The sequence below is a fragment of the Haladaptatus caseinilyticus genome, assembly GCF_026248685.1.
Classification (GTDB): domain Archaea; phylum Halobacteriota; class Halobacteria; order Halobacteriales; family Haladaptataceae; genus Haladaptatus; species Haladaptatus caseinilyticus.
Map to the genome: position 1 here is coordinate 560,421 of NZ_CP111040.1, position 20,062 is coordinate 580,482.

The window sequence follows — 20,062 nt, forward strand, 5'->3', positions numbered from 1 at the left end:
TTAACTGATTTTGCGTGAATAATATTGACGACGTGACCGACGTCGCAATGGCCTGCACGTGTCCGTATCACGTCCACCGCAACGCCTTCTGCAAACACATGACCGCTGTGAACTACCCCGCCCTGCTCGGCCGTATGGCCTCGCTGAGGACGGGGCTTCCTGTTTCGAGGACGCGCTTTGCAGACACAACCGTGTCCGTAGGGAGTGCAGTCTCCACAGGCGGTGATTCGGAGTGAACCGCTCCTACTTTGGTGATACCGCGAGAAAGGATGTTCCACGCCGCATTTGCGTCTCTATCCGCTTCGAACCCGCACGCCGGACACGCGTGTTCGCGCACCCACAGCGGTTTATCGGTCGAAACGCCACAGGATGCACACTCTTTCGTCGTCCCACGTGGGTTCACTGGAACGTAGTGTGTGCCGTCACGTTCACACTTGTATTCGAGCATTCGGAGGAACGTCCCCCACGATGCACCCGCTCGATTCCGGCTGTTGTCTGGGAGTTCCATCAGTCCTTTTGCATCCAAGTCTTCGACTGCGACAAGGTCATACTCTTTTGCGTAGTAGTTCGACAACTTGTGCAAGAAGTCCCGGCGCTTCTGTTTCAAGTCGGTGTGACGTTCTGCCACCGCACGGCGCTGCTTCTCCCAATTCTTGGAACCGTGTTGCTTCCGTGAGAGTGTACGTTGGGTGCGTTCCAACCGGTCGCGTTCCTCGGACAAATCCAGCGATTCGACTGCCGTTCCGTCGGTATCGTGTGCGTACTTGAGAATTCCTACGTCGATGCCAACGCACTTTTTGGGATTCGCCGGTTTCTCGGGAGCTTCATCGGGTGTCTCGACACCGAGGATAGCGTACCACTTTCCAGTGGGTTCCTGCTTAATCGAGACAGTCTTAATGTCCGCGTCGTCGGATAAGTCGCGGTGGAAGGTGATGGGTATGTCACCGAGTTTCGAGAGCCATAGTCGCGTCTGACCGTTCGTGTTCTTGAGCTTGAAGCCAGATTGACTGTAGGTGAAACTTCGGTACTCTTCGGGTGCCTTCCACTTGAGCGTCCCAACACGGTAGCCGTTGTCTTTGCGACCACGGAGCGTTGAGAGGTTATCGTACAACCGCTGAACGACCTTTTGAAGCACTTTCGAGTGAACGTCTTTCAGGTCGTTCCACCACTTTTTGAGACTCGGCAGGAGTTTCTGTTCGGAGTATACCGACGTGTCGCCGTTCCGGTTCAAACGGTGGAGAAAGTGGTTGTAGACCTGTCTACAGGTATCGACCGTCCACGCTAACCGCTCTTCAATATCGGCGGGTGGGTTCAGTCGGTATCTGTAGTTGTAGTTCATCTACGAGTGGTCTTCGATGTGTTCGTCAAGTTTCGCTTGAACGAGGAGAGACTCATGTGGTTTTCCTGAATCCACTCCTCTTGATCGTCGCGGATAGAAATAGTTTTACGTTTTACACAAATAATTTATGAAATCTGCATACAAATAGTTTGTGATTACGTGGGCCTGCAACAGAGCAGTGGATGAACAGATGATGACGGCACTGTATCCCCTCCCTACTCGCTCCCTTCGGTCGCTCCTTTAGGAAGGGGCCTTAGCGCCTGCAACTCAGGTAAAAACCACAATCGAAGAGGGGACGCTTTACGCATTCCCGTCGGACGACGACTGTCTCAGTGGCCCGTACACCGGCTACGATACGTATGACTGGGTCAATCATAACTACTGGTCGTGTGAGGAGTGTGGCGCGGAAACTACCCAAAAGGGAACATTCATCGACTGTAGCTGATCCATTCACCGTTTATATTTGTGTCACATTAAGCAACGCTCTCCGATGTGGTGGCCCAGCGAATGCTAACCGAGTGCGCTGTTGGTTCGACCCAACGCGACGACACACCGACGACTGAGCGCGGCTTGTTCAATCGAGCGTAAGCACACACGGCGGACGTCGCGGTCGAGTACTTCTCCTTGCTGGTCAAACCTATCGATTGGGAATTCCACATGAAGCACAACGACGACCAAGCGTCACAGAATACAATCATCGATAAGGAATACTGGTAGAGCCTGCATTGGCAGGCTTCGTCCTTATACGGATACAAATCCAATATATATGTGTGGGGTGGTAACATACAACAAGAACAATTGATACTCAACCTACGATGTTACACATGGTAGTCATCGTTGGACGGAAATTTTCTCCATTAGGCGTGAGAAAACCATCGTCACTACTGATGTGCTCATTTATCTCACGTCTCATTTTATGATACACAGTTTTCACTACAGTCGAATTCATCGTGGCAGCCCCATACTGTCACTGGAAAATTCTGATAAGAAGCAGCCCCTCGTCAGTGCTGCTCATCATCCAGCGATTCGAGAGCAGCTTCAACTATCGAATGGCTCCGATAACGAACCATCTCTGATCGTGTATCGTACTCGAGCACTTTTCGATCTTCGAGATACGGCAGATGTGTATGAATCAACTCCGTGCGTAGTGACTCGACCTCCCACCCCTCGTATTCCGTTCCTTCGAGTACCTGTGGATTCTCTCCGAAGGTGCGACAGAGCGCGTCGACAGAGATCGTGTCCTTCTCTCGGTCAGAGAGTTCTCTAAGAGTTTCTCGTCGAAGCGGATCTTTGAGTGCGGTGAATACACGTTTGAGTTGGGCGTCGGTCGGATCACTGGCGTCCGTGTCAAATGGATTGTTCTCACTAGTCATGGTCATTATCCGGTGGTGAAGTGCAGTATCACGTCGCCGCATGCTACAGAACCGTGCTGTCGCTAGTTATTGTGCGGCGAAATACTACCGATAAGCGACCGGTCGCTACGTTGTAATATACGTCGATTGACTATAAATAGTTTTCTGAGTATCGAGATAACTTATACCACAGTTCTACGCTCTATCGATTGCACTCACAGCCAGAGTGGTCATTTTGGGTGTTCAGCCAAGAGAATCATTCCACTCTACCTCCCTCGCAGTCCATAACCGACACCGAAAATGTTGGATTGCCATCCTACATATCCCTCATCAGGAGTTCATATCCGTAATTCTCCTCCCTGGATTGCCAACCAAATATGGGGTTTCACCGTCCGAAAGCTGATTGCTACACCGGGAACACGCCCATTTCGTCAAAGACATCTAAATCGGTGCGTAGATAGTGTATGTGAATTTCGGTCAATTTTCGAGCGGTAGCGATTTCACCCGCTGTTCGTTCTCGGCTCGTGTGTACCAACCCACAAATCAGTCACTCATTTGTAGGGCAATGTGTGATATTAGCTATTGTTCAGACGACTCAAATTGCTCAATCTTCTCTTGGAGATGCTGGTAATTCAGCTGCTGTGTGTGCATGTACTCGCCTTGGATGTATAGCGCCGCTTCAAGCAGTTCACGAGACCACACTGACAGCTGATCATGTTCAGGATGCTCGTCCACCCACCGATTGATGCATTGAACAGAATCTAGCAACTGTGTCGTCGCGGTTTCCAGATCCGTGATCTCCGATGCCGTCATAATTTGTCGCTCGACATCATCTGCATCCCAGTCTATCTTACCCATAATCTTTGCTAAGAAATAGTATTCAATAGAGCTAGGGATTCCTCGAAATACTGTCTTCTGTTTATATCGAGTTCCAAATAGCCTCAAAGAAGGCGGCGACAAAAGCGAAATTGCTGAACGAGCGGTGTGAACACCAATCTCCACAAACCGTTTGAAACCACTGACAAGCCTGGAAAACCGTGAGCCAACTACTGGTTCTTCCTTGTTCAGTAAATCGTTGAGCCAGTGAGCGTAAGCTACCCCGCACCAAACCTCTGCATGTCGAGCGAAAACAAGTTACTCACAAAAAAGATGGTGTCAGCTCGACAAGCGTGGGTGGAATTAATTTCCTGCGGACGACTGCCCACTCCACGTTTCAAGATGGGACCGGCAACATTCTCGTGTGGTTCGGACACGGAAATAGTGCGCCGAGTGCTCAGTGAAGCATAGGAAGGCGCTCTGAACGACTTAAAAAGCCATACGCTGACTTCCCCCTTCCTGCGTTTCGGATGGCTACGAATGTTTCCGAACTAGAGAGGTCCTCGTCAGTGCTGTTTATCGTCCAATAACTTGAGAGCAGTTTCAACTACCGAATGGTCTCGATAGCGGATCATCTCTTATCGTGCATCGTACTCGAGCACTTTTCGATCTTCCAAATATGGCAGATGCGTGTGGATCAACTCTGTTCGTAGTGACTCAATTTCTTATCCCTCGTATTCCGTTCCCTTGAGCGCTTGTGACTTCGCTCCGAACGTGCGACAGAACGCATCGATAGAGATTGTGTCCTCTTCTCGTTTAGCGAGTTCTCGAAGCGTTATTAACACTATTTGATGTTCTCAAAATAGATTGGCGAAAAAGGAGACTACTCCGCTTAATAGAGATGCAAACCAATCCACAATACCGCCAAAGAACGATTGTCCCCCATCGTCAGAAGTGGCTTTCGGCGATTTCTTTGGGGTAGTTGTTTCTTTTTGTTTTGATGCATCTGCTGCACCTTCCTGTTTCGTCGAGTTTGCTGGCGTTTGTCCTGGACACGGTTCACTTTGTATCGTAATTGGTTTATTCATTTTGAGCTTCGTTCGCGTAGGATTGTTTGGATTACCCGACAGTACTTCCCAGGTCGTCAATTTCTCATAATTTGTCGGTTCTTCATTCCAGAGATTTGCTTTCTCGTTGAACGCCGGATTGATTTTCAGTTTAAAACCGTTGCTGAGGCCGCGGAGGATTCCACCATCAGATCGATCCGTTTGCCAAGTCCAGTGGACAACACTGCTTGCGGTCTTCTTTCCATCCCAATTCCTATGTTTTGAAAGATCAAATGAATCGTAATTCGTCTGTGCATCGTAATTATCGTCCTTGACTACCCACTTGCTATCAAATGGTAAATTGCTCATCCTAAATGTAACTGCACCAGCACTTCCACCACTATTCACCTTATCATGTACGATGACAAGACTTAGTCCGTTGGCGCCTTTGTAAAGAAATAAAATACTCGAATTTTTTCGCTGAAGACTTTCCGTCCCGAACGACGCATACAAATATGTTGAGGGATCCGTATCTGGTGTTCGGTAATCGTAGAAGGAATCGACGGGGAGCCCATCGTATTGCAGAGGCTCGATTGGTATACATTTGCCATCTTGAATGAGTGAATATCGTGTTCCAGGTTGCTGTGCACTGCCCGATGCCATACCACTAATGAGCGCGGATGAAAATGCTGTTGTTTGAATAAACTGTCGTCGGTTAAGAGTCGGTGCGCTGATGGAATTCTTTGACACCATTAACTCCGATATGATCTCCTATATCTTTGTTACACGCCATAAGAGTAGATGCCATCACTGATTATTCAAATACAGGACCGCTCTACCCAACTATTAGAATGAAATTAGGCAAAGATTACAGATAGTCACGATTTTACAACAGATGAGGATTATCACCCACCTGTAACCAGTCCTCTCAGTACTGTTGTGATCCCCATTCGGCCGTTAGAGAACCCATTCAGACCATCCCAGATGTTCCGAAACCTTTTCGAAAACTCTGTTCAGGATTTGAATATCTATCAGAAAATTTTCCTAATGAGGAGATAACTAAGGAAAACCACTCTAATTCAGAACTCACGGTTAGTACCACATGTCACCATCAAGATCTCCAGTAGAAGAACATTCATCTTCAGATTCGTCCACACAGAATCCGGAAACAGTACACTCCAATCCAGATGCCCCGCCCCCGCAGGACGACCTTTCAGTCGGAATCCTTCTTTCCGGAAATACGATACCTGCATGGCAAAAGCGTGCTATTGAAAAAATGATTTCTCGACCGGATGTCGAAGTTACGCATCTCGTTATTCGAACTAATTCGTCACCGGCTGATCTTAATGAGTATCTATTCAACTTATTTCCAGCTGGGCTCTACAATTATGTAAAATGTTGTTATAACCGACTTCAATCACATACACTATGGTCGCTACTCGGTGTGTTCCGGCAATTATCGAGTACACCGAACTATCGAAAACCGAAGCAAATCGATTCAATCTCGTGTCTGTCCGACGCAAAACGGATGTACTGTTCAGCAATTCCAACGTCCGGATTTGGAAACCATCTTCCAGACTCAGTGACAAACGAGATTGGTGCAAATACAGATGTAGTCATCCGATTCGGATTCGGTATCCTTACCGATCCGTTGTTATCAATGCCGAAACACGGTGTATTGAGCTTCCATCGCGGAAATTTGAGAACCTATCGAGGACAACCTGGCGGTCTCTGGGAATTTCTCAATGATGAATCAACGGCCGGCGTAACACTCCAGCGAATCGGAGACTCGCTTGATGCCGGGGAGATCATCGTTGAAAAAGATGTGGATATTTCGACTGCACATACGTGGCGAGAAGTTGAACGACGGCAAATAGCGGTTTGTGAGGAGATGCTAACCATCGGTATTGGGCGACTCCGAGATTCAACGTACGAAGCAACAACGCCGGATTCGCTTGGAGAAGTGAAGACGATACCACGTGGAAAAGAGAGTCTTCGGTATCTCAAGAAAACGATTCTTGGAAATCTTCGTGCGCTCACTATTGGTCGATTTATACCCTCGTATGATGCTCAAAGAGGACGATCTCACTGGCCGATCGATTATACGGAGTGACGCTCTCGCGGCTCACGTGTCCGCGACAATTTGGTGGTTCCTGTTAATACACAAACCCTCAATGAAAGTCACAAGAAGCCTGCAGATCACCAGCACGTGGTCTCCATCGACGACGTGATGGCCTGTACATGTCCACACCACGTCCATCGTAACACCTCCTGCAAACACATGGCCGTTATCGAGAATGCTTCCAGTGGCTAGAGCATTGATTTCTTCATACTTTCGATATTGATGATCGAAGATGGCCATAACTTGAGTGGTGCACATGTCCCGATTCCAAAGATTGCTTGACATCGAGAGGAGACCGTTCGAAAAACTCTCCTGTATAACACCACCTGAAATCATTCAGAGATAGTACTAATATGGCGACAACGATATTTTGAAGTCTGCAACCGTAAATTCGGTATGTTCGATAAAGAACAGCGCGACTACATCACTCGTGCTCGAATTGGTCGACTATCAACAGCCGACGGGGATGGTCGACCACATTTAGTACCTGTTTGTTTTTCCTTCCTGGATGAGACGATCGTCACCCCTATCGATGAGAAGCCAAAAAAGCGCTCACCGACAACACTACAGCGTAGCCAGGATATCAATGAAAATTCCCGTGTGGCTCTCCTTATTGATCACTACACGGAAGATTGGTCGAAACTTGGTTGGGTTCAAATTCGTGGTACCGCAACTCACCTTCTTCCAAATGAACCGGACCACGCTCCAGCAGTCTTCTCATTACGACAGAAGTACGAACAGTATGCAAATCATGAGCTAGAGGAACGTCCAATCATCCGTATAACGCCAGGGAGTGTCCTTACTTGGGGGGAGCTCACTCACCAGTGATGGGGTGTCAATCGACTACAATGACGACTCCGATTCTACCGGGCGTCACTAATAGTAATCAGTCGAAATACAGCGAGATGACCAGCATACCACATACCACCGAGTCTATTTCTATTATCGTACAATACAGTCTGTACAGGCCAGTAACCGGCGACAAAAATACGCAACCGAACAACGCGCAAGACACACGTACTGATGAATGAGAAAATTATCGAATTAACGAGCGATCTCATCAGGCACAAAAGCGAGAATCCACCGGGCAATGAGCACAGTGTCGCCGACTATCTCAAAGCCCGCCTGCAATCGTCACCAGTGCCGTTCGAGATCGAATCTTACGAGGTTGCCCCTGGTCGTCCAAACGTCGTCGCTCGTGTTGGAAATCCCTCGAACGGTTCCGTGCTCTTGGCGGGACATACCGACGTCGTTCCGGCGCATGCAACCGACTGGAGCGCCGATCCATACGAACCTACTGTCCAAAATGGACGTCTCGTAGGCCGCGGAGCCGCTGATATGAAAGGAGCACTCGCGGCGAAGATACTCGCAACCGAAGCGTACTACAACGAAACCGACGAACCGGGTCAAGTAATAATCGCGTTTGTCGTTGACGAAGAAGCGAACGGAGCAGGGATGAAGACCCTCGTTGATCAAGGTATCGATGCAGATGCTGCCATCATCGGTGAACCGACCGATCTCCAAGTCTGTACTGCCCAGAAAGGAGTTGTTCGCTACAAAGTGACAGTACGTGGTGAAAGCGGTCACTCTGGACGACCGGACGACGCTATCAATGCAATCTCGGGTCTGAACCGAGTCATAGAGCGTATCGAGACGTTCGATGATCGTCTTCGTAAAGAAGAGAAACATCCATTACTGGCTCCAGAAACGATAACGGTTACCGAGGTCGAGGGCGGTATCGCTCCGAACGTGGTTCCAGATATGGCGACTGCGACGGTCGATTGGCGATTCCATCCCGGGAGGACCGATCCAGATAAATTCGATCATCGCCTTCGGGAACTGCTTGATGGAATCAATCTCGATAACAGGCCATTGTCTATCGAATTGGGACGTACGGTCTTTGCTCGAGCCGCGGAGATTACCCCAGATCACGAGTTTGTCGATATACTGTGCGATGCGGCTCAAACGGCTGGCGTCTCTGCTGATGTAATTGGATTCAATGCGGCAACAGATGCCCGCTTTCTCATCCATGACGCAGGGGTCCCGACCGTCCTTTTCGGCCCTGGTAGCATCGAACACGACGCCCATACTGTCGATGAGTCGGTTCGGGTCACTGACCTCACAGTGACCACTGAGGCGTATCGGGTAGCGCTTACTCGCTTCCTTTCCTGATCGTTCGTGTGTACCCCTTCGATCAACGAGATCGATAATGAAATCCCGAGCTGACTCTGCTATCAGGCTATCAAAATCACACTCGATCCGAATAACATCACTGATGGTCGACAGCGAATGCTTTGATACGATCGAGCCCCTCTTCGATTCGGGATAGATTGTTCGCAAAGCTCAATCGCAGTTGTCCCTCACCAGCCTCGCCGAACCCTGCCCCTGGCGTGGTGACGACATCATAGTCTTCAAGGAGTTCTTTTGCCATCGCAAGACTTGAGTCGCCGAATTCGGTCACGTCGATGAATACGTAGAAGGCACCTTCGGGTGATGGGCAGGAAATCCCGTCGATGTCCGCGATTCGATCAACAACATAGTCGCGTCGCTCTTCGAATGCTGACCGCATCGCATCGACCTCGTCCATGGGACCGTTAAGTGCCGCAATCGCGGCATGCTGGGAAATACTCGAGGTGCAGGCAGTCGTGCTCTCTCGTAGGACGGTTGCCGCAGAAATCGCATCCTCAGGGCCCAATAGCCACCCAACACGCCAACCGGTCATTGCAAACGTCTTCGAACAGGATTCGACAGTCAGAACGCGATCTGGAGAATCAACATAGCCTGCAATTCCAGTCTGATACTTACCGTACAGTAGTCGGCTATACACCTCGTCAGCGATTACGTATGCACCACGATCTACTGCGGCATCAACAATTGTTCTGACTGCATCTGGATCGGCTACCCGTCCAGTGGGATTGGACGGTGTTGCAAGCACCACTGCTGCAGTCCGATCGGTCATCGACTCGATCACTTGTTCAGGATCGAGTGAAAATCCGTCATCGGCATCGAGTGGAACTTCAACCGGCGTTGCACCGGCCAAAATCACTTGCGTTCGGTAGTTTGGCCACGAGGGTGAGGGTAGGATAACCTCATCACCTGGATTAACCGTTACGAGCATCGCAAGCGCAAGTGCCTCCATCGCACCAGTTGTAACGAGTACTTCCTCGGTCGGATCAACCGTGAATCCGTGGGCCGTGTCGGTCGATTCAGCGATCGCTTCGCGTAGCGCCGGGAGACCAGCATTCGAGGTGTAATGTGTCTCCCCAGCGCTCGCTGCGTCAAAGGCTGCCTGTATGATGTGAGAAGGGGTATCGAAGTCCGGTTCGCCAATCTCGAGGTGGACGAGATCCTCATTACCCGCTGCCTCCACTCGTTTGGCGAGATCGAACATCTGCCGGATCGGTGATTGCTCAACCGCGGACATACGGTCGGCTAAACGGTTTTCAGTCATGCTCATTGCCTCTCGATGACCCTTCGATCGGTCCGTAGTTCATCGAGGTCGTCGCGATCGATTTCGACGCCGAACCCAGGTCCTTTGACGCTGATTTCTGGAACCGAAAAATCGAGGTTAGTGATATTCGCCGTCGTCATGAACGGCCCAACCATCTCGTTCCATATCACGTTCTCAAAGGCGAGGCAAAAATGCACTCCGGCAGCAGTCCCGACACCTCCTTCGACCATCGAACCAATCTGGGTGGGTCGGTCATCAGCTTCCGCGACGGTATTCACCCGAATCGCTTCTTCGATCCCGCCAGTCTTCATCAACTTGATGTTGTAGATGTCGCCAGCCCCACGATTCACGAGGGCAAGACAGTCGCTGGCTGTTTCGACCGACTCATCCGGCATCACCGGAATATCGACACGATCACGGAGTGCAATGAGGTCATCGACGTTTTCCTTGACGACTGGTTGCTCGATCACGTCAAGGTATTCAGTGATCTCCCGAAGTGCACAAAGGGCTGTCTTTGCGTCTCCCCACCCCTGGTTAGCATCTGCTTTGAGACTCACCGATTCTGGAACCGCTGCGGCGATCTGTTTTACCCGTTCGATATCGGTTTCTGGCTTGCTGCCGACCTTGATTTTTATCTGCTCATATCCAGCTTCGACAGCATCGATTGCGTCTGCTACCATCTCATCCGGATCTTTTATTGATAATACTTTGGGCACGTCAATCACCGGCTCCGTGGCATTACCCCCTAATAGTTGGTACAACGGCATCTCAGCAGCTTTCCCCCGGATATCTTGGAGCGCAAGTTCGATCCCAGCGTGAGCTGTTCGCGAGCCATCAACGAGGGCCGCCATATCGCCCACGATTCGTTCGATGTTGAGCGGATTCGTGTCGAGGATGAGTGGTGCAAGAACATCCTCGATCACAGCCGCGGTCGATCGTTGGGTTTCACCGGTCACCTCGTAAGCGGGAGCTGCCTCTCCCAACCCTGTAATTCCAACGTCGGTTTCGATCTCGATGAGGACGCGCTCAAGCTCAGGAATCGGTTTGAGCGCGGTTACAAACGGCTCTTCGAGGGGGATGTCGTATTGGTGGACAGTCACTCGCTCTATGCGCATAGGTACCACTACTACAGATGGGGGGATCCTTGAAGACTCGTTCGCCCAAGCTTCATTGTAGAAGAGACACACACTGGTTGATCGGCGCCGTGTCGCAGCATATATTCAATACACAGATCGTTGAACCTCGTCTATGGAATTCGCAGCATGGTGTTTCCCCTGGGATCTACTTGACGAGGGTGTCGAGAACGTTGTAGACCGGTTAGCAGATATTGGCATTAGCGAGGTCAACTTAGCGACCAATTACCACCATGTGCAGGCGTTTCTACCACATAACCCAAAGCGCCGTACGATCTTCGCTCGTTCGAGCTCCTATTTCCAACCAACCGACGACTACGGGCGGCTCACACCAATTCCATACGAAGGAATGAACGGAGACGATTGGCTGGAAAGGATCGACAGTGAACTCGCAACAACGGATCTGTCACTCAATTCTTGGACGGTCGGGTGTCACAACTCACGGCTCGGCCTGCAGTATCCGGATGTGACGTTACAGACACCATATGGAGATTCACTGGCGTTCGGACTTTGTCCGTCAAACCCTTCGGTGCAGGAATATCTCCGCTCCCTGCTGACCGATCTCGATGAACGAGCATCCTTTGAACGAATCGAACTCGAGTCGTTTGATTACTTCCATGGTCGTGGGTTTGGCTGGCATCACGATAAATTTCACACAGATCTCGGCCGTCTCGGAGAATTCCTCTTTGGGCTTTGCTTTTGCGATCACTGTCAGGCAACCGCATCAAGTACTGGCATTGATACCAAAGCGGTTCGCAAGACCTGTGTCGCTACGATCAATGCGATTGCCGAGGGGATACTTCCTGCCGATTTCGATCTCACCAGTTGGTTTCGCGCACACCCAGATGTCGCCGAGTACACTGCTGTTCGGACTGACACCCTCGCAAACCTTTTTGCTGAGTTTCGTGCAATCGTCGAAGCCGATCTCGGCTACTATGCTGGCTTGATCAACATTGCAGACACGTGGATGCATGGGGCCGATCTCTCGAAACTATCCTCTCATCTCGACTTTATTACGGTTACCGCCTACGAATCCTCATCGACGGCCGTTCTCGACGAGTTTCGAACGGCGCACACGCTCGCCCCTGATGCGGAGTTGCACGTCGGAATCCTTCCCGGGCACCCGGTCATTCATGACCCCCAATCGGTGGCAGAAATCATTGATGCGCTGGCTAACGAGGGTGTTCCACGGGTATCGTTCTACAATTATGGATTGCTGCCGGAACGAAATCTCAATTGGATCGCCAACGCGACTGAACCTTATCGATGAATCAGCGGACAGACGCCCGTGGACAGTTAGGGGGACTCCGCTCATGTTCACCTATTTTTGAAATTGCGGGAGAATCTCGTTCGCAAACCGACGGACGCTGTCCATACCCGTTTGCCCATCCATTCCCGGGAATTGCGTCCGGAAGATCAAATGGTCGACGCCGATGTCTCGATATGTCGCGACCATCTCTGCTACTTCGCTGACCGTCCCGATCATCGTCTGTTCTTCGATGTCCTCGAAGCCTGGTCGCCCTGTGAATTCTGGATTTCCCCATTTGATGTATTTTTCAGTGAGGTCGAGTAGATACGGATCGACCGCATCGTAGGCAGCCTCGGTCGTCTCACCGACAAAGCCGTCGACCATGATCGTCACATTGCCTTCATCAGGATCCTTGCCAAACTCTTCTAACGACTCGCGATACAGCTGAATATCGCGTTCGAGATCCTCCGGAATGGTTACCGCAGCAGTGAACCCGTCACAACGGTAAGCCGCCCGCTTGATTGCCACGCTGGCGTTTCCACCACCCCAGAACTTCGGTCGGGGATTCTGTACTGGCGTAGGTCGAACAAAGCCATCTTCAAATTGGTAATAGTCTCCACTATGGTCAAAGCGCTCTCCCTTTAGCAGTCGCTTGAGGATTTCCAACCCCTCGATGAATCGTGGAACACGCTGATCCATCGGGACGCCGAAATTGACGAGTTCGCTCTCGCGGTACCCGAGGGAGACTCCCCACCGAGTCCTCCCGTCCATTAGGTTATCGATGGCGCTGATGCGCTCGGCGAGGTGGATCGGGTGGTAAATAGGCAGAATGAGAATATTCGCCATTAAATCGATTTGGTCGACACGAGCGGCCATTGCCGTGAGACAGGAAAAGGCATCATAGAAACCGTCGTCGTAGAAATGACGTTCGCCGACTGCTGCGGTGTCATATCCTAGTGTTTCAATTTCGGTCGTCTGCTCTAGCATTTCCTCGAACGAAAAGTCCGTTCGACGGTCATCGTACTGATTGAGATATACCCCGAATTCCATGCTCGTAACTTCGACCCAATCGTCAATAATTATTGCTTAGGTTGTCTTCGCCAGTTTGATGGACGTAAAATCACTGAAAACCCGTCAAAAGTGATGGAAACACGGTCTCAGTTCAATCAGCAGTTCGAGTATCGGTTGGGACCCGGTTGCGAATCCACCCCTCAATTGGGTTCTTGAGTGTGTAGTAGATGACTCCGGCGACAACTGCGCTGGTTAGTGCCGGAACAAGATAGGGAGCCCCCGCAAGACCAGGGATCCATCCGTTTGCCCAGATTGCATAGATTGCACCGACGAACCACGCAATTATGGCAGCAGGATGCCAACCATGTAGATACCAGTATTTACCGCCACGCTGGAAAAGGGCCTGATCGTCGATCCCGTGTTCGAACACATAGTAGTGGACGAGCATCACCCCAGTCGTCGGAACAAGTGTAATCGTCAGTGCTCCCAGGAAGGCTTCGATACCACCGAAACTAAAGATACCTATGATTGCCAGTATCGTTCCGATGGCACCAGTGAGCATCGTCATATTCACACGTTTCATACCCGTGAGTTGGGAAAGAGCGATTCCACCGACGTAGACGTTGGTCACGTTTGTCGTCCACGAACCGGCGATAAGGAGTATCAGTCCGACCCATCCGAGGCCGAGCTTGACCATGATATTCACTGGATTCCAATCACCTGCCGCGATTGCTGCGAGGATACCAATTACAGCTAAAGCGATACCAAAAACGATCCACGCAAGTGTCGCACCCCACGACGGCTTCTTCGGGTCCACAGGTGTGCCGTAGCGACCGTAATCCATGGCAACGATAAAGAATGCCGCTGTCGCAGCAGGGAAGACATTCAGTGCCACCCAGAACGACATTCCGCTCCCACCACCGCCTTCCAAATTGAGCCCATATTGTGTGAGTATTTGATACACTACGAGCGCGAGCAAAACAGTCATGACTGGCACTGCGATCTTGTTCAGCACTTCGATCCACTCATAGCCAAAAATCGCAACTGACGCCATCACGAGCCCAAGCACTAATGCAAGAATCTCAAACATATATGGGAAGCGGATGCCGAAATTAGTGAGAATTCCTTGCGTACTAGCTGCGACAATGCCGGTCTGAACACCAAACCATCCGACTGTCGCTAGTACGACTGCCAGCGAGGGAATTGCGCGTCCGTTAATACCGAACGCGGCCCGCATAGCAGTTGTTCCTGCTGTTCCTTCTTCAGAGGCAATGTACGTCCCGTAATAGACGATGATTCCGACCAGAATGATGCTTACGACGACAGCAGCGATACCAATCCACAGTCCAGCTCCGACGGTCAATGAGCCCAGAAGGAAATTGGTGATAACGATACTGAAACCGGCCCAAATGGTGAATATTTGCCAAAATCCGCGTGTTCTTTCTGACTCCGGGATGATATTTACTCCTTCTGTTTCGATTAGTGGCATTGCACTGCCTAGTCGAGACATACAGCAAAAAACATTAGGGATAATTATTGAGACGGTAGCTGATACCGGTTGCCACCTAAGGTTTTTCAATTCGACCTATCGATGGACTATTCCCATGACCTGTTGGAGTAAGCTGCTGGCACATAACGGTCTCAGCATACACCATAGAATCCCGTTCTAACCATCCCTGGAACGTCACCTACTCGATGTCGTCTAGCTAAAAACTCGATGCTGTAGTGGGTCACTCCAGGTCGAGGAAGACGACGGCCACTGACCGAATTCTCGTTTAAGTGATTCTCGCGATAAGGAATAGATACGAGGAAGATTTTCGAGGACTGCAGATATCTGTTTGAATCCTTGCAATCGCTCCTACATCACGTACGAGCTTGCGTTGGTTAGTAGTTCATACTAACTCTCTGAGACTCCATCGCTGTAACACGACCACAGATAGCGTCCGAATTTCAACCACTAGGAGAGTGAACTCATCCAAATGCGTTTAGTGGCTGTACTATTGGTACGACTTCACCGTCGAGAACACCTTTGACCTATCGGTCGAAACCGTCGACTAGAAAGTCTCAAACCGAGCGCAACAACAGGTAGGCGTCACCAAATACGATCTAGAAACGGACAAAAAGTGGATGAAAACCAGCAGAGGGCTGCTCGAGTGATATTGACCGTTTGACCCTCAGTGTGATATTGATACGCACTCTCATACAGCTATATAATGATCATTCGTATCTTTTTCATCAATAGCCAGAGCATGTTTATAACTACCGTCCATAGCACAGATGAAGTACTCACGAGGGGGGGTTCGAATGTGGGGGCTTCAAAACGAGAGTAAGACACAATGGGAGAGAGCAATGCTAATATACCAAGCGGCAATCGAAGTAGAGCAGCGAGACCATCCATTACTGTCCGCATTCAGGAAGCGATTGCGGCACGAAAACAGTCTGAATGGAGTGACTGTCCGCCGCTGTACGACGTTATTGACCCAGATGCACTCGATAGATTGTTTGTGCCTACACAAACAGGCACCGGACGCCAGGGAACAGTGACCTTTCAGTACTGTGGTTATCAGGTAACAGTCAACAGTGACAGAACGGTGGATCTCGATCCAATCAACGCAGACGAGAGCTGATCTTCTATCACTATTTCTTAGCTGAAAGTTGGTTTTGCACATCCCGAATTGTTTGGATTTTAGCGCGCTAGTACCAGTCAACAGGACACATTCCTCAAGATGCCACAGCTATCCCACAGTCGATTAAATCTATTCGACGAATGAGCGATTGTGTTCCTTGATTGGTCCAATACTACAGATCAACGGTGGTCCATATGTGAAGAACGCGATCTTCCACGGAGGGAGTTGCGAGTTCCTCGCCCAAGTGACCAAGATGGTTTGGATGAATTGTCCTTGAATACATAGCGGTCATTGTTGAGTTGTCTCTTCCCTCAGAGAACTTCCCTTTGGGAACGATGCTGACCGCCAGAACAAATCTATATTGAGTTTGAGCGGATTGTCCCCGTCGGAGCCGACGCTGTCCCGATTTTCTGGGCGTGGAATGGTGACTTAGATGCCTTTGACCAACGAGTTCAGAAGGATCCAAGGGTCGAGCAGTTCGTCGAAATCGATCGTGTCGGCGATCGCCGATTATATCTATTGAATTGGGATATTCCACCTGGTGCCTTTCTCGAAAGCCTCACCAGCGCTGAAGGGACCATTCGGGATACACATGGATATGGCGACCACGATTGGAAATTCGAATAACGTCAGAAATAATCAAGGAGGATGAATACTAATCAGAAATATATTCATTTTCTACTGAACAGTCGTTCGGTGACAGTTCGACTGCTTGGTCGTTCCGCCAACAATACGGAACAATCGACTTCGTTGAGTACCTCATAATGTAATGTATTTCTCACAAGCCGGGAAAGTAGTCCTTCCTCTGTTGCTCCGACGATCACTAGCGTATGATCTTTCGATTCACGCTTAATCGCCTCGCTAATATTTCCAGTATCATCTATGATGAGAGATGCATTATCCAAGCCCCTTTCTGTTGCCCAGTTAGCGAGAAACTGCTCACCTGAGTCATGTTCGTCAGGGTGGTCCACAACGTGCAACAGAGTCACTGTTGCTCCGAGAGTAGATTTGAGGTTTCGTGCTACCTCTGCACCTAATTCCGAATCAGGGCCACCTGCAGTAGGTAGCAAAATCTTTGAAGTGTCCAGCCCCTTATTTTTTAACACAAGAAAGTCACAAGGGAGTTGCTTAGTTAATTCGTCTATCGGCTTCTCTGCGCGTGCCTCCCCCCAAAGTCGGTCTGTATCCCATCCCATCACGACAAGGTTTGCGTGTTCGTTCTCAGCAGCATCAAATACTTCCTGAAATGAACGATGAGAAACGATAGTAGATGTCTCATAGGCAATCCCATAGGAATCAACAGCATTACGAACATCTTCCATTAGTGCATTAGATTCAGCAATAATGCGATCTTGTTGGGCAAGATCGTAACTCATCGAGGCACGAAGGGGTGTTTGGACAATATGAACGACATGGATCACCGCTGAGGTCTGTTGACTAGCAAGAGCACATGCTAGATCCACCACTTCTAATTCGGTACGAGGATTCTCGATTGGAACCAAGATCCGGTAAGCATCATTATCAGATGCAGTCATTTCACTAGTATCAATCATTGATACATACGAGCGTCCGACGAGATCACCGAGAAACCATTCCCGGACCGAAAGTTGACGGTCAACGCCTTCGAATCGAGCTGCCTCAAGCCGATGTTCGCTTGTTTGGAAGTAGTTAACTACGGTTACCAATACGACACCACCTACCGTATTGCCGAGTAGAACTGGAATTACGAATTGTGTAAGTCCAATAGTGATTCCAATATCTCCTGCTAGTACTAGATAGACCATTTCAGTGAAAGAAACGACGACGTGGAAAAGACCGCCTAATGGAATTGCAAGAAACGCTAAATACACGACCACTAGCCGAGAAATCGTATCACGAGAGGCGTATACCACCCAAACAACCCCTGCAACAATCAGTCCAGCAAACACCGCTTTAAAAAATAACGATGACGGTGGTGTCTCGATCCCATTTTCGGCGTGGTGGAGAGCTGCGGTTGCTGCCTTGGGAGAAAAGACACCACCCCATGTTAGTGCGACTGCTCCGATAGCACCCCCAGTGAAATTGCCGAGTAGTACGATAAGCCAGTGACGTAATAGAGCTGGAATGCTCGCCAGTCGTTCGATTGTCAAAGCGACTGGTGGGAGTGTATTCTCAGTATATAGCTGATAACCACCGAGAATAATGTAAATGAATCCAAGCGGGTACAGTAGTGCACTAAAGAGAGGATTACCGCCCATCGTGGCAGTCATTGACGAGTAAAGAAGAAACGTGATTGAAATCGCAAATCCTCCTGCGAGAGCACCGAAGAATAATTCGCGAGAGCTTGACGTTATTTCCTCATCAGCAGCTGCAATAATCCGTTGAAAGATTTCATCTGAAGAGAAACGATCTCGAACAACGGCTCCAGCTGCAGGAGCACCACTCCGAGAGCTCTCAACAGCATCACGAACCGTCTCTCGGTCCGAGTCCGAACGTGAGCCTGACATCATAGTCTATAATATCCGACAAGCTATACGATTTGTGTTGTAATTCTTCCACTCATTCATTTCTTATGTCTATATTTTGGAACAGTTCTCATCGGAACACGATGAAGGGAACAAGAGGGTTGACGAGGCGGATGAGAATGATGCCAAACCGGACGAGTACGGTTGCAACGGCCTGGATACCTATATATAGAAACGCCAACGCTAATTGTTGCGGCTCTAAAGCGGTGCAATAGCCCCGTATATTTACGTTCCTTGGCGGTGTCTCCTGCAAGATGCAACAAATGTCTGTCACACGACGGGATTTTATTTATAAAGGGACTGCGATAGGGGTTGGAGTAGTTTCTGGATCTGGTAGCAATGAAACCAATACACAGATTCAACGAAAAGCTCCGGTTGATGTGAGAGGGGCTCTCTATCTCCCGGCACGCGATTTCAATTTTTACCAGATGTGGGCAAATTACTCACCACAGGTTATTGAACGCGATCTTGGATACGCAGCTCGCTTGAATCTGAATGCGATTCGAACCTGGGTGAGCTATGAATTCTGGCTCGAGAATCGGCAGGAACACCAAGAGGCAATTGACCATTTTCTTACGTCCGCATCAAACAAGAATATCAAAGTTCTATTTAGCCTATTCGAGAATGTTGGTACAAAACCAACCCATGAGAATTTGACAAATACGAATCCACGTACAGCACCACCCGTCCGATCGCCATCGTTGAACGTTATTCAAAATCCAAACCAATGGACACAACCCCGCCGATTTGTCCAGTGGTTTATGAACCGATATCGAGATGACAAGCGATTATTGGCGATTGAAGTCATGAATGAACCGGGATGGCGAAAAGATGTAAAGAGATTTGCGAAGAATATGTTTCAAACTCTTTCACGTAACCGTGCTACTATTCCATTAACTGTCGGTGCAACGAGTTTAATTAACAGTGTTGACTACCTCGATTGGGGAAGCGACATACTACAATTCCATTACAATTACCCATCAAGCAAGCAGATATTCCGTGACTTACTACAAGATTACCGAGAATTGTCTTCGAAAATAGAACAACCGATTTGGTTAACTGAGTGGCAAAAAGTCGCATCGTTTGGGTGGGGTAGTTCGAATCAAAAGGTGAAAGAATGGTTTCCAAACTATTCATCACTAGCGTCACTTATCCGTGAATATAACGTTGGTAATTTCTTTTGGTCGCTTATGCTACAACCAGCATACACGCTACCGATGCGCCGAAAAGGTATTCTCAATGGTGTATTTCATGAAGATGGTGCCGTATGGAGTCTCCAGGATGCAAGGGAAATCAAAGCAATGTCTGGAAATCACACGTTTTCTGGAATTGAGCGCAAAGAATGGCCTTCATGGGCTGAATCGATCAAGCACCCCCAAAGGTGAAATACGATATGCCAGATACGTATCAGG

The 20,062-nt window shown here is 49.4% G+C and carries 15 protein-coding genes; 6 read left to right on the forward strand and 9 right to left on the reverse strand.

Translation table 11 applies throughout. The features are described 5' to 3' along the window. Positions 1–112: 112 nt before the first annotated feature. The 4 genes from OOF89_RS19835 to OOF89_RS19850 form a co-directional block, all read right to left on the reverse strand. A complete protein-coding gene (locus OOF89_RS19835; RefSeq protein ID WP_266081295.1) occupies positions 113–1,339 on the reverse strand; it encodes an RNA-guided endonuclease InsQ/TnpB family protein in 1,227 nt (408 codons plus the stop codon). Positions 1,340–2,340: 1,001 nt separating this feature from the next. Continuing rightward, positions 2,341–2,712 (reverse strand): DUF7344 domain-containing protein, encoded by a 372-nt coding sequence (locus tag OOF89_RS19840; protein WP_266081297.1) that lies wholly within the window; start codon positions 2,710–2,712, stop codon positions 2,341–2,343. A 558-nt stretch (positions 2,713–3,270) separates the two neighbouring features. Next, a complete protein-coding gene (locus OOF89_RS19845; protein ID WP_266081299.1) occupies positions 3,271–3,549 on the reverse strand; it encodes a hypothetical protein in 279 nt (92 codons plus the stop codon). 815 nt (positions 3,550–4,364) lie between these two features. Next, entirely contained in the window at positions 4,365–5,306 is a 942-nt protein-coding gene (locus OOF89_RS19850) for a hypothetical protein (protein WP_266081301.1), read from the reverse strand. Between the two features lie 829 nt (positions 5,307–6,135). Here OOF89_RS19850 and OOF89_RS19855 point away from each other — a divergent pair. The 3 genes from OOF89_RS19855 to OOF89_RS19865 all read left to right on the forward strand — a co-directional run bounded on the left by OOF89_RS19855 (position 6,136) and on the right by OOF89_RS19865 (position 8,847). Next, positions 6,136–6,666, forward strand: a complete 531-nt coding sequence (locus tag OOF89_RS19855) for a formyltransferase family protein (protein WP_266081303.1) — start codon at positions 6,136–6,138, stop codon at positions 6,664–6,666. A 405-nt stretch (positions 6,667–7,071) separates the two neighbouring features. Then, positions 7,072–7,503 (forward strand): TIGR03668 family PPOX class F420-dependent oxidoreductase, encoded by a 432-nt coding sequence (locus tag OOF89_RS19860; RefSeq protein ID WP_266081305.1) that lies wholly within the window; start codon positions 7,072–7,074, stop codon positions 7,501–7,503. A gap of 195 nt (positions 7,504–7,698) precedes the next feature. Then, the gene (locus tag OOF89_RS19865; protein WP_266081307.1) at positions 7,699–8,847 is read left to right on the forward strand and encodes a M20 family metallopeptidase; all 1,149 of its coding nucleotides are present in this window, start codon (positions 7,699–7,701) and stop codon (positions 8,845–8,847) included. 97 nt (positions 8,848–8,944) lie between these two features. On the opposite strand, the gene OOF89_RS19870 is transcribed toward OOF89_RS19865, so the two are convergent. Together OOF89_RS19870 and OOF89_RS19875 are read right to left on the reverse strand one after the other, a co-directional pair. Beyond that, positions 8,945–10,126 (reverse strand): pyridoxal phosphate-dependent aminotransferase, encoded by a 1,182-nt coding sequence (locus OOF89_RS19870; protein ID WP_266081309.1) that lies wholly within the window; start codon positions 10,124–10,126, stop codon positions 8,945–8,947. 2 nt (positions 10,127–10,128) lie between these two features. Further along, positions 10,129–11,241, reverse strand: a complete 1,113-nt coding sequence (locus tag OOF89_RS19875) for a mandelate racemase/muconate lactonizing enzyme family protein (protein ID WP_266081311.1) — start codon at positions 11,239–11,241, stop codon at positions 10,129–10,131. Positions 11,242–11,374: 133 nt separating this feature from the next. Here OOF89_RS19875 and OOF89_RS19880 point away from each other — a divergent pair, with 133 nt between their 5' ends. Next, the gene (locus OOF89_RS19880) at positions 11,375–12,529 is read left to right on the forward strand and encodes a hypothetical protein (RefSeq protein WP_266081313.1); all 1,155 of its coding nucleotides are present in this window, start codon (positions 11,375–11,377) and stop codon (positions 12,527–12,529) included. A 51-nt stretch (positions 12,530–12,580) separates the two neighbouring features. Here OOF89_RS19880 and OOF89_RS19885 read toward each other — a convergent pair whose 3' ends face one another. Further along, on the reverse strand, positions 12,581–13,558 hold the full coding sequence (locus OOF89_RS19885) for an LLM class flavin-dependent oxidoreductase (protein WP_266081315.1): 978 nt from the start codon (positions 13,556–13,558) through the stop codon (positions 12,581–12,583). 112 nt (positions 13,559–13,670) lie between these two features. Continuing rightward, positions 13,671–15,008, reverse strand: a complete 1,338-nt coding sequence (locus OOF89_RS19890; RefSeq protein ID WP_266081317.1) for a purine-cytosine permease family protein — start codon at positions 15,006–15,008, stop codon at positions 13,671–13,673. 847 nt (positions 15,009–15,855) lie between these two features. Here OOF89_RS19890 and OOF89_RS19895 point away from each other — a divergent pair. Continuing rightward, the gene (locus OOF89_RS19895) at positions 15,856–16,146 is read left to right on the forward strand and encodes a HalOD1 output domain-containing protein (protein WP_266081319.1); all 291 of its coding nucleotides are present in this window, start codon (positions 15,856–15,858) and stop codon (positions 16,144–16,146) included. A 671-nt stretch (positions 16,147–16,817) separates the two neighbouring features. Here OOF89_RS19895 and OOF89_RS19900 read toward each other — a convergent pair. Beyond that, the gene (locus OOF89_RS19900) at positions 16,818–18,635 is read right to left on the reverse strand and encodes a formate/nitrite transporter family protein (protein ID WP_266081321.1); all 1,818 of its coding nucleotides are present in this window, start codon (positions 18,633–18,635) and stop codon (positions 16,818–16,820) included. 269 nt (positions 18,636–18,904) lie between these two features. On the opposite strand from OOF89_RS19900, the gene OOF89_RS19905 reads away from it, so the two are divergent. Beyond that, complete coding sequence (locus OOF89_RS19905) at positions 18,905–20,035, forward strand: glycoside hydrolase 5 family protein (protein WP_266081323.1); 1,131 nt, start codon at positions 18,905–18,907, stop codon at positions 20,033–20,035. The last annotated feature ends 27 nt before the right edge of the window (positions 20,036–20,062 follow it).

What these genes read in the sequence shown, in the direction of transcription:
- OOF89_RS19835 (WP_266081295.1), bottom strand. Translation starts at nt 1,339, where the DNA reads ATGAACTACAACTACAGATACCGACTGAACCCACCCGCCGATATTGAA.
- OOF89_RS19840 (WP_266081297.1), bottom strand. Translation starts at nt 2,712, where the DNA reads ATGACTAGTGAGAACAATCCATTTGACACGGACGCCAGTGATCCGACC.
- OOF89_RS19845 (WP_266081299.1), bottom strand. Translation starts at nt 3,549, where the DNA reads ATGGGTAAGATAGACTGGGATGCAGATGATGTCGAGCGACAAATTATG.
- OOF89_RS19850 (WP_266081301.1), bottom strand. Translation starts at nt 5,306, where the DNA reads ATGGTGTCAAAGAATTCCATCAGCGCACCGACTCTTAACCGACGACAG.
- OOF89_RS19860 (WP_266081305.1), top strand. Translation starts at nt 7,072, where the DNA reads ATGTTCGATAAAGAACAGCGCGACTACATCACTCGTGCTCGAATTGGT.
- OOF89_RS19865 (WP_266081307.1), top strand. Translation starts at nt 7,699, where the DNA reads ATGAATGAGAAAATTATCGAATTAACGAGCGATCTCATCAGGCACAAA.
- OOF89_RS19870 (WP_266081309.1), bottom strand. Translation starts at nt 10,126, where the DNA reads ATGACTGAAAACCGTTTAGCCGACCGTATGTCCGCGGTTGAGCAATCA.
- OOF89_RS19875 (WP_266081311.1), bottom strand. Translation starts at nt 11,241, where the DNA reads ATGCGCATAGAGCGAGTGACTGTCCACCAATACGACATCCCCCTCGAA.
- OOF89_RS19880 (WP_266081313.1), top strand. Translation starts at nt 11,375, where the DNA reads ATGGAATTCGCAGCATGGTGTTTCCCCTGGGATCTACTTGACGAGGGT.
- OOF89_RS19885 (WP_266081315.1), bottom strand. Translation starts at nt 13,558, where the DNA reads ATGGAATTCGGGGTATATCTCAATCAGTACGATGACCGTCGAACGGAC.
- OOF89_RS19890 (WP_266081317.1), bottom strand. Translation starts at nt 15,008, where the DNA reads ATGCCACTAATCGAAACAGAAGGAGTAAATATCATCCCGGAGTCAGAA.
- OOF89_RS19895 (WP_266081319.1), top strand. Translation starts at nt 15,856, where the DNA reads ATGGGAGAGAGCAATGCTAATATACCAAGCGGCAATCGAAGTAGAGCA.
- OOF89_RS19900 (WP_266081321.1), bottom strand. Translation starts at nt 18,635, where the DNA reads ATGATGTCAGGCTCACGTTCGGACTCGGACCGAGAGACGGTTCGTGAT.
- OOF89_RS19905 (WP_266081323.1), top strand. Translation starts at nt 18,905, where the DNA reads ATGCAACAAATGTCTGTCACACGACGGGATTTTATTTATAAAGGGACT.